Raw genomic sequence first — 13,843 nt, 5'->3', positions numbered from 1 at the left:
GTCAGGCGCAGGGCTGCTCTTATCCGGCCAGAGCCAGCACCGCGCGGGCTGTCGTCTCTTCCGTCACCAGGCCATTAATACGGCGACCTTTCAGTGCGGCATAAATCGCATCGGCTTTCTCTTCCCCTCCGGCCACGCCTACGATGGTGGGCAGCTGCGCCAGTTCATCGAGCGTGACGCCCAGTAATTCTTTGTGGATCTCCAGCTCCTCAACGCATTCCCCTTCGGCATTGAGGAAATAGCCGAGGATATCGCCCACCGCGCCTTTACGGGCGTACATCAGCTGTTCACCTTCGCTGATATAGCCGGAGCGCAGTATCGTCGCGTCACGGCGCTGGTTTACCGAGCCAATCCCGACCACCGCCACGTCAGCCGCGGTGGCGGCGAGGATCACGTCCCGCACGCTGGTTTCGCGCTTTAAGATCCCGGCGACTTCAGCGGATGACACGCGAAGCGGGGCGGGGATCATGCTGACGCTACAGGCTGCATCCAGCTGGCCGATACCGGTCATATACGGCCCGACGCCGCCGGAGAGCGTCACCAGGCGGATCTGCTGCGAGCTGATAAAGCCGCTTAAGTGTTGCAGACTGCTCATGGTGGTTTCACCGAAGCCCACCGCTAACAGCTGGCCGGGTTGCAGTACGCCCATCAGCGACTGTGCCGCGCCAATGCCCAGCCGCACGTTCATCGGCGGCGTATTCAGGGCGGGCATCACGCGCACCAGCTTCAGGCCAAATCGTTGTTGCAGCTCGGTTTCCAGCGCCAGGCAGCCCTCGTAGCGGGAGTTGATCTGCACGCGGATCACCCCGGACTGACGGCCTTTCTCCAGCAGGCGGGAGATCTTCAGACGCGGCAGCCCGAGCCGTTCGCCGATGTCGTTCTGGGTCAGCCCGTCGTGGTAGTAGCACCAGGCCACGCGCGCCACCAGCTCCTCTTCCGCCAGTGCCAGCCCGGCAAACCGTCCTTCTTCCGCAGTGCGTTTATCGCTCATAATTGAACTCTTATAAAAATTTAGATCATATGTTCGTGATGGTGCGACGTGAAAATGTGAGCCACGCGACAAAACGGATCTTTTCGATCGTTTCCGCTTTATCTGAATCTCAATCGATAAAACTGTGATCCCTGCACGGTTGTAAATATAGTTCACCGTCTACGCTTTTGAACATTATTAAATCTAAAAATCATTTGTTCAATAGCGGAGCGATGATGACACCACTTCTCGACGCGCGTGATATCAGCAAGCAGTTTTCAGGCGTACCGGTCTTAAAAGGCATTGATTTCACGCTGCTTGCGGGGCAGGTGCATGCGCTGATGGGCGGTAACGGCGCGGGAAAATCGACGCTGATGAAGATCATCGCCGGGGTAGAAACCCCGGATAGCGGTGAACTTTCGGTGGCGGGTGAGTCTTTTGCACGGCTTACCCCGGCGCAGGCGCACAGGTTAGGCATTTATCTGGTGCCGCAGGAGCCGCTGCTATTTCCCAACCTGACGGTGCGGGAAAACATCCTGTTTCGTCTGCCGCGAGAGCGCGATCGGGAAAAACGCCTGGCGGAAAAACTCCGGCAGCTGCAATGCCAGCTTAACCTCGACGCTACCGCCAGCACCCTCGAGGTGGCGGACCAGCAGATGGTGGAGATCCTGCGCGGGCTGATGCGCAACGCCAGAATTCTGATCCTTGATGAACCCACGGCCTCGCTGACGCCCGGTGAAACCGAACGGCTGTTTCGCCAGATCCGCGCCTTGCAGGATCTTGGCGTCGGGATTGTTTTTATCTCGCATAAGCTGCCGGAGATTCGACAGCTGGCGAGTCACGTCTCAGTGATGCGCGACGGCGCGGTGGTGCTCAGCGGCGAAACTGCGCATTTTGACGATAACGCCCTGATCGCCGCCATGACGCCTGTAAGCCGGGAAGCATCCCTGAGCGATACGCAAAAGCTGTGGCTGGCGCTGCCGGGCAACCGCCGCACCCAGGCGCAGGATTTTCCCGTGCTGCGCGTGGAAGCGCTCACCGGGGAGGGCTTTATCGATCTCAGCCTTGAGATTTACGCCGGGGAGATTGTCGGTCTGGCCGGGCTGGTGGGGTCCGGGCGCACCGAGTTTGCCGAAACGCTCTACGGCCTGCGTCCGGTTCGCGGCGGGCGGGTGTGGCTGGAGAGCCAGGAGATCACCGCCGATCCGGTCAGTTCACGCCTGCAAAAAGGGCTGGTCTATCTGCCGGAAGACAGGCAGGTGTCCGGCCTGTTTCTCGACGCGCCGATCCGCTGGAACACCGTGGCGCTGAACGAGCCGTCGCTCTGGCAGCAGCGAAAGCGGGAGTCTGCGGTAGTGGAACGCTATCACCGGGCGCTGGGGATCAAGCTCAACCATGCGGATCAAACCGTGCGCACGCTCTCCGGTGGTAATCAGCAGAAGGTGCTGCTGGCGCGCTGTCTGGAGGCCAATCCGCTGCTGCTGATCGTCGATGAACCGACGCGCGGCGTGGACGTATCGGCGCGCGCCGATATTTATCAGCTGCTGAAAAGCGTGGCGGCGCAGAACGTGGCGGTGCTGATGATCTCAAGCGATCTCGATGAGTTTCCCGGCCTCGCGGATCGGGTGCTGGTAATGCACCAGGGCGTACTCAGCGGCGAGCTGCCGCGCCAGGCCGTCAGCCTCGACCGGATGATGGCGCTGGCGTTTGGAGGGCAATCATGAAGATCTTACTGAAAAACCGCGAGCTGAGCGCGTTTCTCGCCATTCTGGCGCTCTTTGCCGTGCTGGTGGCGCTGAACCCGTCCTACCTGAGCTTACAGACGCTGGGGATGATATTCGCTAGCTCGCAGATCTTGATCCTGCTGGCCATCGGCGCGGCGCTGGTGATGCTGACCCGCAATATTGACGTCTCCGTCGGCTCCACCGTCGGGCTTTCGGCGATCGCCGTTGGCGTGGCGCTGAACAGCGGCTATAGCCTGCCCGTTTCCATTCTCTTCGCGCTGTCGATTGGCGCGCTGGCGGGGGCGTTCAACGGTTTTCTGGTGGTGGGCCTGCGCATTCCGGCGATTGTCGCCACCCTCGGCACGCTGGGGCTGTATCGTGGGGCGATGCTGCTGTGGACCGGCGGGAAGTGGATAGAAGGGCTGCCGCCGGGGCTGAAATCTCTCTCTGAGTTCGCCGCCGTCGGCATTTCGCCGCTCGGCATGCTGGTGTTGATTATCGCGGCCATCGGCGCGTGGACGCTGTCGCGCACCGCCTTTGGACGTGATTTTTACGCCGTGGGGGATAACCTCGCCGCCGCGCGCCAGCTGGGCGTGGCGGTGAACCGCACCCGCATGATCGCCTTTACCCTCAACGGCATGCTGGCGGCCTGCGCCGGGATTGTGTTTGCCGCGCAGATTGGCTTTGTGCCCAACCAGACCGGCAGCGGGCTGGAGATGAAAGCCATCGCCGCCTGCGTGCTCGGTGGCATTTCACTGCTGGGCGGCACGGGCACGCTGATCGGTGCTCTGCTGGGAGCATTCTTCCTCACCCAAATCGATACCGTGCTGGTGCTGTTCCGGCTCCCGGCCTGGTGGAACGACTTTATCGCCGGGCTGGTGCTGCTGGGTGTGCTGGTGCTCGACGGGCGGCTGCGTCAGGCGCTCTCACGGCATCAGCGGGCGCTGAAATACAGCCGTTTCCAGCCGGGTAACAAAGGGGGAAAGCACGTTACCCCGTTTCCCAAACGCAAAAAAGAGGTGGCGTAAATGAGGCTTAACTGGGAAAGCGCGCTGCTGATTTTACTGGTGCTGGAGATCCTGCTCTTCGGCGCCATCAACCCGCGCATGCTTGATATCAACATGCTGCTGTTCAGCACCAGCGACTTTATCTGCATTGGCATCGTGGCGCTGCCGCTTACGCTGGTGATTATCAGCGGCGGGATCGATATTTCCCTCGGCTCAACCATCGGCCTGTGCGCCATCGCGCTGGGGGTGATGATGCAGGCAGGGTGGCCGATGGCGGTTGCCATCCCTCTGACGCTGCTGCTCGGCCTGCTGTGCGGGCTGGTGAATGCGGCGCTGATCCACTACACCGGCATCAGCCCGTTGGTCATTACCCTCGGCACGCTCTACCTCTACGGCGGCGGGGCGCTGCTGCTCTCCGGCATGGCGGGGGCGACGGGCTACGAGGGGATCGGCGGCTTCCCGGACAGCTTTACCACCTTCACTAACCTCACGGTGGTGGGCCTGCCGATCCCGCTGGTGCTGTTCGCGGTGATTACCGCTTTCTTCTGGCTGATTACCCACCGCGGGCGCTTTGGTCGGCATCTGTTTTTAATCGGCCAGAATCCGCGCGCGGCGCGCTATGCGGCGCTGTCGGTGAACGGCATGCCGTACGCGCTGTACGGCCTGGTGGGGGTAGCCTCGGCGGTTGCCGCGCTGGTGATGGTTTCCTATTTCGGTTCCGCGCGCTCGGATCTGGGGCGCGATTTACTCATGCCCGCGCTCACCGCCGCCGTACTCGGCGGGGCAAATATCTACGGCGGGTCAGGTTCGGTTGTCGGTACGGCGCTGGCGGCGCTGCTGGTGGGGTACCTGCAACAGGGTTTACAGATGGTCGGCATCCCCAACCAGGTGTCGAGCGCGCTGTCAGGGGCGCTGCTGGTTGTGGTGGTGATGGGACGTTCGCTGAGTCTGCACCGCGAATGGGTGCGTTCTCTCTTCAGAAAACTATCCGGAGCGTAAGATGAAAACAAAACTATTCGTCCTGGCAATGGCCCTCAGCTTCGCTTCGGCGCAGGCGGCGGACCGCATTGCCTTTATCCCGAAACTGGTAGGCGTGGGATTCTTCACCAGCGGCGGCAACGGCGCGAAAGAGGCGGGGAAAGATCTTGGCGTGGACGTGACCTACGACGGCCCGACCGAGCCGAGCGTCTCCGGCCAGGTGCAGCTCATCAATAATTTCGTCAACCAGGGCTATAACGCCATCATCGTCTCTGCCGTGTCGCCGGACGGTCTCTGCCCGGCGCTAAAGCGCGCGATGCAGCGCGGCGTGAAGGTCCTGACCTGGGACTCCGACACCAAACCGGAGTGCCGCAGCATCTACATCAACCAGGGAACGCCGGAGCAGCTCGGCGGCCTGCTGGTGGAGATGGCGGGCAAACAGGTCACCAAACCGAACGCGAAAGTGGCGTTCTTCTACTCCAGCCCGACCGTTACCGACCAGAACCAGTGGGTGAAAGAGGCAAAGGCCAAAATCGAGAAAGATCATCCTCAGTGGCAGGTCGTCACCACCCAGTTTGGCTATAACGACGCCACCAAATCTCTGCAAACCGCCGAAGGGATCTTAAAAGCCTATCCGGATCTGGATGCGATCATCGCCCCGGACGCCAACGCCCTGCCAGCCGCGGCACAGGCGGCGGAAAACCTGAAACGGGAAGGGGTGGCGATTGTCGGCTTCAGCACGCCGAACGTGATGCGCCCGTACGTTGAGCGCGGCACGGTGAAAGCCTTCGGCCTGTGGGATGTGGTGCAACAGGGCAAAATTGCGGTCAATGTCGCCGATCGTTTACTGAAAAAAGGCGATCTTAACCCTGGCGACAGCGTCGACGTGAAAGATATCGGGACGCTGAAGGTCGAGCCGAACAGCGTGCAGGGCTACCAGTATGAGGCGAAGGGCAACGGCATCGTGCTGCTGCCGGAGCGGGTGGTGTTCACCAAAGAGAACATCAACAAATACGATTTCTGACGGGGGAGCAAATGGCTGATTTAGATGACATCAAAGACGGCAAGGATTTTGGCATCGGCACGCCGCAGCAGAATGTGCCGTACACCCTGAAGGGCTGCGGCTCGCTGGACTGGGGCATGCAGTCGAGGCTTTCGCGCATCTTCAACCCACAGAGCAACCGCACGGTGATGCTGGCCTTTGACCACGGCTACTTTCAGGGGCCGACCACCGGCCTTGAGCGTATCGATCTCTCCATCGCGCCGCTGTTTGGTGAAACCGACGTGCTGATGTGCACCCGCGGCATCCTCAGGAGCCAGGTGCCAGCCGCCACGAACAAACCGGTGGTGCTGCGCGCCTCCGGCGGTAACTCGATTCTGGGCGAGCTGTCCAACGAGTGCGTGGCGGTGGCGATGGAAGACGCGCTGCGCCTGAACGTCTGCGCGGTGGCGGCGCAGGTGTATATCGGAAGCCCGTTTGAGCATCAGTCGATCAACAACATCATCAAGCTGGTGGATGCGGGGGCGCGCTACGGCATGCCGACGCTGGCGGTGACGGGCGTGGGGAAAGAGATGGCGCGTGACGCGCGCTATTTCTCGCTTGCCAGCCGCATCGCCGCCGAAATGGGAGCGCAGTTCGTCAAAACCTACTACGTGGACGAGGGCTTTGAAAAAGTGACCGCCAGCTGCCCGGTGCCGATCGTCATCGCCGGGGGCAAAAAACTGCCAGAGCACGAGGCGCTGGAGATGTGCTGGCGGGCGATTGACCAGGGCGCATCCGGCGTGGACATGGGGCGCAACATCTTCCAGTCCAGCGCGCCACTCGCCATGCTGAAGGCGGTGAAGAAAGTCGTTCACGAGAACATGAGCGCCCGGGAGGCGTTCCAGTTCTGGCAGGAAGAGAAACAGGGAGAAGCAAAATGAACGTGACGCTGGTGGAGATTAATATTAAACCCGAGCGGGTGGACGAGTTTCTGGAGGTATTTCGCGCCAACCACGAGGGGGCCATCAAGGAGCCGGGAAACCTGCGCTTTGATGTCTTGCAGGACCCGCGGGTGAAAACCCGCTTCTTTATCTACGAAGCCTATAAAGACGAAGCGGCGGTGCTGGCGCATAAGCAAACGCCACACTATCTGGCGTGCGTGGATAAGCTTGAAGAGCTGATGTCAGAGCCGCGCAAAAAACGCTGTTTTGTGGGGTTGTTGCCGGAGTAGCGGCTTTGCCCGGTGGCGCTGCGCTTACCGGGCCTAGGGGGCGAGATGGTGCGGTGTTTGCCCGGTGGCGCTAACGCTTACCGGGCCTACATATGCAGTATTTGTAGGCCGGGTAAGCGAAGCGCCACCCGGCGTTGTTCACGCCAGCTCCAGCAACTGAACACGCGCCGTCGCGCCCGGCATCAGCTTTTGCAGATTGCTCACCAGCTCATCGCCAGCTTCCTGTAATGCCGCCAGCGGCATCGACGGCAGGCTTTCGAGAATAAACCACATGGATTGCGCCTGGCTGTCCAGACGCGTGCGTACCCCCTGTCGCCAGTTCCAGCGGCGGCAGGTGACGCCGAGATCGTCACGCCAGATAACTTCGCCTGGCTCCGGATTTTCTACAACCGGCTCACCTTCTTTAAAGGTATCAAACGGCTCGCTGCCGTCGGCCAGCGTCAGGCGCGGCGCTCCCGAGTAAGCCGCCAGATTTTCTCCCCCTACCGGAATAGCGTAGCGGATACTGATGGCATTATAGACATCCACCACCGGGTCGAGCGGCGGCAGCGAACCGTCTCTCATCACGCGCTTGCGCAGGGCCGAGGCCGAGCAGGGCGTACGTTTGGGTTTTGCACCAAAGGCTTTAAACACCTCATCCCAGGCGGCGAGGTGATTTTCTGCCCAGGGCAGATCATCATTGAGCATCTGTTGGCAGGCCCGCGCCAGCGCGGCGGGCGCAACCTCCGGTTGGGTAATCGGGGCGGCTTCAACCTGAATGCTCAACGCCCGAAAGCCGGGCGCGATCCCGACAAGACGCGAATCTATTGACGGTGTTACAAGAGACATAAATAATCCTGTATTGACTGTTTTATACCATGGTAGTGACCAATGACTGATAAAGTCAATATAATGACCGATGCGGGCGCCGATGTTGCCCAGGTAAGCCTGGCCGTGGCGAACCGTATCCGCAGCTGGCGGAAAGAGAAAAAGCTGTCGCTGGACGAGCTTTCCCGCCGCGCCAGCGTCAGCAAAGGCATGCTGGTGGAGATCGAAAAAGGGGCTGCCAACCCCAGCATTGCCATTCTGTGCAAACTGGCCGCCGCGCTTGGCGTCTCGGTGGCAGACATCGTTAACGTCTCCAGCGAGCCGCAGGTACACATTATTCAGGAAGAGGCGATCCCGGTTCTGTGGCAGGGCGCACAGGGCGGTTATGCCAGATTGCTGGCAGGCACCGCAGGCCCGGACATGATTGAGCTGTGGCAGTGGGAGATGCAGCCGGGAGAGCGCTTTACCTCTTCGGGGCATCCGGCGGGAACCTTTGAGCTGCTGCACGTGAACGAAGGCATGTTAACCCTGACGGTGGACGAGACGGTGGTACAGGTTAATGCTGGCGCGTCGGCGGTAGCGAAAACGGAAGCGGCGCACGGCTATGCCAATGAGGGAGAAAAAGTGCTGCGCTTTACCATGACGGTAGCGGAGTTTCACCGCTAGTGTCGGTCCGCTGCCAGGATACCCCCGCGAGCAATTATTTCACCGTGCGGGCGATCGAGGGCAATATCCGCCCCTCGTCGCTCAGCGACTGCCAGGTGAGCTGGCACCTGGCAGTCCCTTTACACCAGTCCGTTTGTCGCTGGCTCAGAGGGGCGACAACGCCGGCGTTATCCACCCGCGTTCCGTTAACGGAAAGCTGATACAGCGTGACGTAATAAGGCGACGGGTTTTCAACCGTCAGCCCGTCGGCGGTCAGCTGCCAGCGTAGCTGACGATAGGCCAGCGCCGGTTCGCCCTGAAGCCCCTCCGGGCGATAGATAAACTTCATGCTGGAACGTACCGCCATCTGAACGTTATCGCTGTGACGCTGGCTGGCCGGAATGGAGGCAATGCTTAGCGTGAAAAGCGTTTCGCGATCGGCAGGAAGCGGCGCATCGGCGCGAAACAGACGGATCTTATTCTCACGTCCGGGCTGGAGTGCAAAAAGTGGCGGCGTCGCGGTAAACCACGCGGTGGCCGCTTCGGGGGGCTGCTGCGCCCCCGGCCATCGGCCGCCGCGATAAATTTTTGTGCCAATCAGATACGGCAGCGAGGACTTATTGCGCACGGTGACGCTGATAGCGCGCTGATCCTGAGGATAAACAAACCGCGTGCCGCCAATCACCACCCCGGCCTGAGCAGGCAAGAGCCAGAAAGACGCGGCGGTCAGCAGGGCTATCCCCGCTTTTTTCAGCAGGCTGGCCTCACGCATAGGTCAGCACAAAGGTGGCGGCAGCGTTAGCCACCCCCGGCGTAACGGCGTTCGTCACGGCGAGGTAGCGGGCGTAAAAATGCAGCGCCAGGGTGGTCTGGTCATTGCTTAGCGCGAACGGCAGGCTTTCATCCCCCATGGCGATCAGCGATTTATCAGGATTATAGAGGCCGATAGCCACGCCGGTTGCATAGTCCGGCCCGCCGGTCAGGGCCAGCAGATCGCTATTGTTACCGTCCGGCGTGCCTTCAAAATGGGTGCTGACGGCGGATAACCCGGCGCCGCAGGCTTCAAGGTTAATAGTGAACGGCTCATAGGGCGTTTCGTTTTTTTGCCCGGCCAGCTGGCGGGCCGCCACATCATGCATCTCCACTACCAGCTGTTCCGAGCCGGGGGAGACAATACAGGTTTTGCCTTTCACCACGCCGGTAATATAGACCGTGCCGTCATGGGCGAGCGTCTTGCCTGACAACAGCAGCGCGCAACAGATAAATAACCTGTTCAGGATCGTCATTCTGTCTCCTTACTGGTAAAGCAGATCGAAATACATCACGGCGGTGGCGTTGCCGGTGGTGACCGTCGGCAGCGTAGATTTATAGCGCAGGAAGAAGGTCAGTGTGTTATCGCCCGGCAGCAGGGGATATAGCGGCGACTCGGTATTATTGATCGGGACAGACGCCCGCGCGCAGTCGAGCAGCTCGACTGCCAGTCCGGTCGCCATCATGTGCTGCGTCCCTTTTCCCGTATCTGAGAGGGCAAGCAGCGTGGGATCGTTGGCGTCCGCGTCGCCGGTAAACCAGACGGTCGTGCCGCCGATTGCGCGGGTGCAGTTTTTGAGCGTGATGGCAAACTGCTTTTCCGGTGTCGTGGCACCCACGCGCGGAAATTCCTCTGTCGTAAATTCACCCAGGTCGATCGTTTGCTCTGCGCTGTTAGTATCGACGTTACAGGATTCCCCAACGATGGTGCCGATAAACTGCACGTTAAAGCTTGTGTCGTCAGCCTTCACCAGCGGCGGGTTTAACAGGGCCACGCTCAGCCATACGGTGTTTTTCCATGAAATGGTCATTACGCTTCCTCAGGCGAAATCAATGCGTAACAGCGCCAGCGCCCTGAAGACGCCCAGCTCTGGCGACTGCCCGGTGGTGCTGATGGGGTAGGCTTGCAGCGTCACGTCCGCGCGTCCTGACGTATCCGTGGTAAAGGGGACGCTGCTTGAGAACACGTTTGGCCGCAGGATCTCGCCCTGCGGGCTGGTCACGACGACGGCCACGTCCGGGTTATCCGTCGCCAGCGCGTTGGCGAAACGAGCGTCTGCCGTCCCCTGTACCCGCAGGGTGAGCTGCGCCGGTGAGTTGACATCAGCGTTGCATTCGATCGGCACGGTAAAGGTTTTTGGCGCTACGCTGTCGGGTCGCTGTCCGGCCTGGGTGAAATCGCCGTGGTAGAGTGCCCCAAAATCGACGGTGACGGTTTGCCCGGCGTTAATCACGCAGTTTTGCGGGACGGTTATTACGCCGCTGTAGGTGATCTGATAAACGATTACGGTGGGCCGGTCATTTTCCGTCGTGGTGACATAGACGTTAAACATCAGTTTCGGCGGGATCACGACCGAGCCGATGAACGGCCTGACAATCTGTATTTTGAAGGTCAGATTGCTGTCGTTCACCGGGAAGACGCCGCCCGTATCCACCTCTTCGTGCCCCCCCATGTGGACATACTCCACCGGCGGATAAAAATCGCCGATGGTGGCATCATGGATTTTCATCGCACCGATAATATAATCCGGATCAAGCTGTAAATATTTCCACTCGCCTTCCGTTTTGACCACGGGGAAAGGTGAGATATAGGTACGATAGGTGCGCTTCTCCCAGTTGCCTGGGGGACAGGTGGCGTTGACGTGGATATCCTGGGTTCGGTTCAGCTCTGTACCGTTGCCCTTGATGTTTTGATCCGTGGTGAGCGTGGTGGTCAGATCGTAATTCACCATGGAAATTCCGCCGTTAGCGTTTTTGCACGTTGCGGCCAGGCTGCTCAGCGAAAAAAGTAGCCCAGCGGCAGAGAGAAGCATCATCCTTAATTTCATTTATGAACACTCCATGGTGATCCGCAGCAGCGGCTGTTTGCTTTCAGGTAAGTGGTAGTTGGCCGTACAGCGCTTATCCGCCCCTTCTCCCCATTGCGCCTTCAACACTCCCTTTTGGCTCAGGCCGGAGAGGTAGGTTTCGCCTTCTTCGCCTACGATGGTGTCGCTGCCGTTATCGTCGCGGGAAACCATGGCGCCAAACGGCACCGGCTTGCCGTGGTAGCGCAGCGTTACCAGCGCGCGTGCGCCCAGGCGGGCGTTAAACGTGGCGCGCACAATGGCGCCATGGGTCGGCACCACGCTGGTGACGGCATCATCGATATCCATGGCGTCTGAGAGGGAGTTAATGTCCAGCGCCATCCTGTTCAGATGGTATGCCGAGGCGTAAGGCACCACCGCATAGCCGCGTCCGTCGGTATGGATACCGGGTTCATTCTCGACGCTGACGTCCGCCGCGCCCGGTACGGCAATCAGCACGTTGGTATCACCCAGTGGCTGGCTTAAGGTGATGCCGTTGCGGTGGGCTACCACGCCTCCGCTCAGGCCGTAGGTCACTTCCCGATAATCGCCGTTATCGCTGTAGTTGTAGCCCAGGCTGGCGTTGCCGTAGGCGGCATCGTATTCCAGACTGGCGGAACCTTGCGAGCCAGCCCCCTGGCTGGCATAACCTTCCTGCACGCTGTAGTTAAGGTTGTTCTCCGCCAGCAGCGTGCCGTTAATCCCCGCGTTCTGAGATGTTTCTCCATGTTTATTGGCGCTCATGCCGTAGGTGGCATAGGCGTAGTTCCGCTTCTGACTGACGTCATTGGCAGGTGAAAGCCACTGGCTAAGCGGGAAGGAAAGGTTAATCGCATAAATCTCATCGCTATCCGACATGCCCGGCGATTTGTTGTAGTTGTAGGTCAGGCTGTATGAGATCCCGGCCCAGGTACCGCTGTATCCCACCTGGACGAGCGTGTTTTTGTCGTCCGTGTGCCAGTAGCTCTGCTGGCTTCCGGTCACGAACAGCGAGCCGAGCCCGCCTAGCTGCTGCGAAATATTGAATTGAAGCTTGCCGCGTTTAGTCCAGTTGAGGTTGTAGTAGTCCAGCCAGTTCGTGGCCTCATTCGCGTCATCCTGCTCCGCATCGCCCGTATAGCCCTGCATATGTGTGTAGGTTGTCTCATCCAGGTTATAGAACCCGGACGTGGAGTAGCGGTAGCCCAGCAGCTGGAAGTTCGTACCCATCTTGTTGAGGGATTTGGCATACAGGAAACGAAGAGACTGCCCCGTATGGCTGGTGTCGTCGGCCAGCGTACTGCGCGCGTGGGTAACGTCGAGAGAGACGGCGCCAAAGTTGCCCATATTGAGGCCAGCGCCAAGAGCCAGCGCGTGATAATCGCCGGAAAGCTGTGAGCCGCCATAGACGGTTACGCCCTGCGGTAGCCCCCAAATCAGCGTGCCCTGGGCAAAATTCACCTCGTCCTGCTGACCGTTATTGCTGCGGTACTGTGCCGCCGTCAGGGCATACTTCACCCGCCCTTCGCGCTGGAGGAGCGGTACGGCGGAGTAAGGAACGGAATAGCGGGAGATACTGCCGTCCGTCTCCTTCACTTCCACCGTGAGGTCGCCGCTGGAGGAGGTTGGGAAGAGATCGTTAATGGCGAAGGCGCCGGGCGGAACGTAGCTCTGGTAAAGACTATAGCCGTTCTGCTTGATGGTGACCTGCGCGTTGCTTTTGGCAATCCCGCGAATGGTGGGCGCAAAGCCTTTCATGCTGTCTGGCAGCATGTTGTCGTCCGAGGCGATCTGCGCGCCGCGAAAGGGAAGGCTGTCGAAAATTTCCGACGAGGTATAGCTATCGCCCACCGTCAGTCTGCCCTTTAGCGGAATCACCGTCCGCTCAAGATAGGTGTTGATATGTTCCCATTCGCTATGGCGGTTCTCGTCGCTGTTATAGTAGTTCCACGTCGAGTAGTCCCGCAGAAGCCACGCACCAAGATTCACCCCGCTGTTCAGGCCGAGGAAATAGCTTTTGTGGGTTGTGCCGTTTTCGCTGCGATCGCGGCTGTATGAGCCGCTAAAGTTATAGTTCAGCAGCAGAGCGTTAATACCTTCATCCCACTGCTCTGGCGGGATATAGCCGCGCGCGTTGTTGCGTAATGCGGCCTGCGGAATGCTGATTTCCAGACGCTGCTGTTCGAAATTAAAGAGAGTGGCAGCGGCCGGAATAATGGCGGCAATGTCCACGCAGCTGTCGGCTTTCGCGGCGGCCAGCGCCGGGAATGCCTGAACGTTGACGCCCAGGTTTTCATACGCTTTGGGCGTCAGGCAGGCCATTAGCCCCGTGTCGTCGCCCTGTACGGCTCCGTCCGTTACGGTTCTGGCGATAAAGTTGATATCGCGGGTGGTGACAAATGTTCCATTCAGCCAGAGATCCACGCGATAGACGCCCGGCGCCTGGCCATTTGTTGAAAAACGGGAGAGATCCGCCACGGCGGAAGGATCGCTCGACAAAAATGCCGGGTTAAAAAAATACTCCGCGCGCACGGTGATGGACGAAAGGAGTCCCGCAATCGTCAACGCCAGCGGCGTTAGCGACGCTCTGACGAGCGCGTTAAATCTTCGTGGCTGAACACGCTTCATGTCTTCCCTTACCTGC

General features: G+C 59.8%; 14 protein-coding genes. 7 read left to right on the top strand and 7 right to left on the bottom strand.

Annotation, left to right across the window (positions count from 1 at the left end; translation table 11 throughout):
• Positions 1 to 19: 19 nt before the first annotated feature.
• On the bottom strand, positions 20 to 991 hold the full coding sequence (gene lsrR / locus ACQG0T_RS20025) for a transcriptional regulator LsrR (protein ID WP_015571933.1): 972 nt from the start codon (positions 989 to 991) through the stop codon (positions 20 to 22).
• 215 nt (positions 992 to 1,206) lie between these two features.
• Between lsrR and lsrA the strand changes: the two genes are divergently transcribed.
• The 6 genes from lsrA to lsrG are packed head-to-tail and all read left to right on the top strand — an operon-like array spanning position 1,207 to position 6,892.
• On the top strand, positions 1,207 to 2,694 hold the full coding sequence (gene lsrA / locus ACQG0T_RS20020) for an autoinducer 2 ABC transporter ATP-binding protein LsrA (protein WP_032655185.1): 1,488 nt from the start codon (positions 1,207 to 1,209) through the stop codon (positions 2,692 to 2,694).
• Positions 2,691 to 3,722: an autoinducer 2 ABC transporter permease LsrC gene (gene lsrC, locus ACQG0T_RS20015; RefSeq protein ID WP_252052040.1), complete on the top strand. Its 1,032-nt coding sequence runs from the start codon at positions 2,691 to 2,693 to the stop codon at positions 3,720 to 3,722. The genes lsrA and lsrC overlap by 4 nt, the downstream gene beginning before the upstream one ends.
• Positions 3,723 to 4,700 carry an autoinducer 2 ABC transporter permease LsrD gene (gene lsrD, locus ACQG0T_RS20010; protein WP_023304471.1) on the top strand — a complete coding sequence of 326 codons (978 nt, stop codon included), beginning with the start codon at positions 3,723 to 3,725 and terminating at the stop codon, positions 4,698 to 4,700.
• A gap of 1 nt (position 4,701) precedes the next feature.
• On the top strand, positions 4,702 to 5,703 hold the full coding sequence (gene lsrB / locus ACQG0T_RS20005; protein ID WP_017382416.1) for an autoinducer 2 ABC transporter substrate-binding protein LsrB: 1,002 nt from the start codon (positions 4,702 to 4,704) through the stop codon (positions 5,701 to 5,703).
• An 11-nt stretch (positions 5,704 to 5,714) separates the two neighbouring features.
• Entirely contained in the window at positions 5,715 to 6,602 is an 888-nt protein-coding gene (lsrF, locus tag ACQG0T_RS20000) for a 3-hydroxy-5-phosphonooxypentane-2,4-dione thiolase (RefSeq protein ID WP_022649459.1), read from the top strand.
• Positions 6,599 to 6,892, top strand: coding sequence for a (4S)-4-hydroxy-5-phosphonooxypentane-2,3-dione isomerase (gene lsrG, locus ACQG0T_RS19995; protein ID WP_023295476.1), 294 nt, complete (start codon positions 6,599 to 6,601; stop codon positions 6,890 to 6,892). The genes lsrF and lsrG overlap by 4 nt, the downstream gene beginning before the upstream one ends.
• A gap of 138 nt (positions 6,893 to 7,030) precedes the next feature.
• Here the strand turns inward: lsrG and ACQG0T_RS19990 are convergent, their stop codons facing one another.
• Positions 7,031 to 7,720, bottom strand: a complete 690-nt coding sequence (locus ACQG0T_RS19990) for a B3/B4 domain-containing protein (RefSeq protein ID WP_252052042.1) — start codon at positions 7,718 to 7,720, stop codon at positions 7,031 to 7,033.
• Between the two features lie 42 nt (positions 7,721 to 7,762).
• On the opposite strand from ACQG0T_RS19990, the gene ACQG0T_RS19985 reads away from it, so the two are divergent.
• Positions 7,763 to 8,365 (top strand): helix-turn-helix domain-containing protein, encoded by a 603-nt coding sequence (locus tag ACQG0T_RS19985; RefSeq protein WP_032655173.1) that lies wholly within the window; start codon positions 7,763 to 7,765, stop codon positions 8,363 to 8,365.
• 34 nt (positions 8,366 to 8,399) lie between these two features.
• Here ACQG0T_RS19985 and ACQG0T_RS19980 read toward each other — a convergent pair whose 3' ends face one another.
• The 5 genes from ACQG0T_RS19980 to ACQG0T_RS19960 are packed head-to-tail and all read right to left on the bottom strand — an operon-like array spanning position 8,400 to position 13,827.
• Positions 8,400 to 9,116: a fimbria/pilus periplasmic chaperone gene (locus tag ACQG0T_RS19980; RefSeq protein WP_023295473.1), complete on the bottom strand. Its 717-nt coding sequence runs from the start codon at positions 9,114 to 9,116 to the stop codon at positions 8,400 to 8,402.
• A complete protein-coding gene (locus ACQG0T_RS19975) occupies positions 9,109 to 9,630 on the bottom strand; it encodes a fimbrial protein (RefSeq protein ID WP_017692635.1) in 522 nt (173 codons plus the stop codon). Before ACQG0T_RS19975 ends, ACQG0T_RS19980 begins: the two co-directional genes overlap by 8 nt.
• A 9-nt stretch (positions 9,631 to 9,639) precedes the next feature.
• A complete protein-coding gene (locus ACQG0T_RS19970; RefSeq protein ID WP_252052047.1) occupies positions 9,640 to 10,185 on the bottom strand; it encodes a fimbrial protein in 546 nt (181 codons plus the stop codon).
• Positions 10,186 to 10,194: 9 nt separating this feature from the next.
• Positions 10,195 to 11,202 (bottom strand): fimbrial protein, encoded by a 1,008-nt coding sequence (locus tag ACQG0T_RS19965; RefSeq protein ID WP_017382409.1) that lies wholly within the window; start codon positions 11,200 to 11,202, stop codon positions 10,195 to 10,197.
• Positions 11,203 to 13,827 carry a fimbrial biogenesis usher protein gene (locus ACQG0T_RS19960; protein ID WP_271040465.1) on the bottom strand — a complete coding sequence of 875 codons (2,625 nt, stop codon included), beginning with the start codon at positions 13,825 to 13,827 and terminating at the stop codon, positions 11,203 to 11,205. It lies immediately after the preceding gene.
• Between the last annotated feature and the right edge of the window lie 16 nt (positions 13,828 to 13,843).

This window comes from Enterobacter cloacae complex sp. 302F9 (assembly GCF_050030335.1).
GTDB classification, from domain to species: Bacteria; Pseudomonadota; Gammaproteobacteria; order Enterobacterales; family Enterobacteriaceae; genus Enterobacter; species Enterobacter hormaechei_C.
This window is presented reverse-complemented; position numbering and strand designations above follow the sequence as displayed.

Excerpts from the sequence above, each read along its gene's own strand:
- lsrR (WP_015571933.1), bottom strand. The coding sequence starts at position 991 with ATGAGCGATAAACGCACTGCGGAAGAAGGACGGTTTGCCGGGCTGGCA.
- lsrA (WP_032655185.1), top strand. The coding sequence starts at position 1,207 with ATGACACCACTTCTCGACGCGCGTGATATCAGCAAGCAGTTTTCAGGC.
- lsrC (WP_252052040.1), top strand. The coding sequence starts at position 2,691 with ATGAAGATCTTACTGAAAAACCGCGAGCTGAGCGCGTTTCTCGCCATT.
- lsrD (WP_023304471.1), top strand. The coding sequence starts at position 3,723 with ATGAGGCTTAACTGGGAAAGCGCGCTGCTGATTTTACTGGTGCTGGAG.
- lsrB (WP_017382416.1), top strand. The coding sequence starts at position 4,702 with ATGAAAACAAAACTATTCGTCCTGGCAATGGCCCTCAGCTTCGCTTCG.
- lsrF (WP_022649459.1), top strand. The coding sequence starts at position 5,715 with ATGGCTGATTTAGATGACATCAAAGACGGCAAGGATTTTGGCATCGGC.
- lsrG (WP_023295476.1), top strand. The coding sequence starts at position 6,599 with ATGAACGTGACGCTGGTGGAGATTAATATTAAACCCGAGCGGGTGGAC.
- ACQG0T_RS19990 (WP_252052042.1), bottom strand. The coding sequence starts at position 7,720 with ATGTCTCTTGTAACACCGTCAATAGATTCGCGTCTTGTCGGGATCGCG.
- ACQG0T_RS19985 (WP_032655173.1), top strand. The coding sequence starts at position 7,763 with ATGACTGATAAAGTCAATATAATGACCGATGCGGGCGCCGATGTTGCC.
- ACQG0T_RS19980 (WP_023295473.1), bottom strand. The coding sequence starts at position 9,116 with ATGCGTGAGGCCAGCCTGCTGAAAAAAGCGGGGATAGCCCTGCTGACC.
- ACQG0T_RS19975 (WP_017692635.1), bottom strand. The coding sequence starts at position 9,630 with ATGACGATCCTGAACAGGTTATTTATCTGTTGCGCGCTGCTGTTGTCA.
- ACQG0T_RS19970 (WP_252052047.1), bottom strand. The coding sequence starts at position 10,185 with ATGACCATTTCATGGAAAAACACCGTATGGCTGAGCGTGGCCCTGTTA.
- ACQG0T_RS19965 (WP_017382409.1), bottom strand. The coding sequence starts at position 11,202 with ATGAAATTAAGGATGATGCTTCTCTCTGCCGCTGGGCTACTTTTTTCG.
- ACQG0T_RS19960 (WP_271040465.1), bottom strand. The coding sequence starts at position 13,827 with ATGAAGCGTGTTCAGCCACGAAGATTTAACGCGCTCGTCAGAGCGTCG.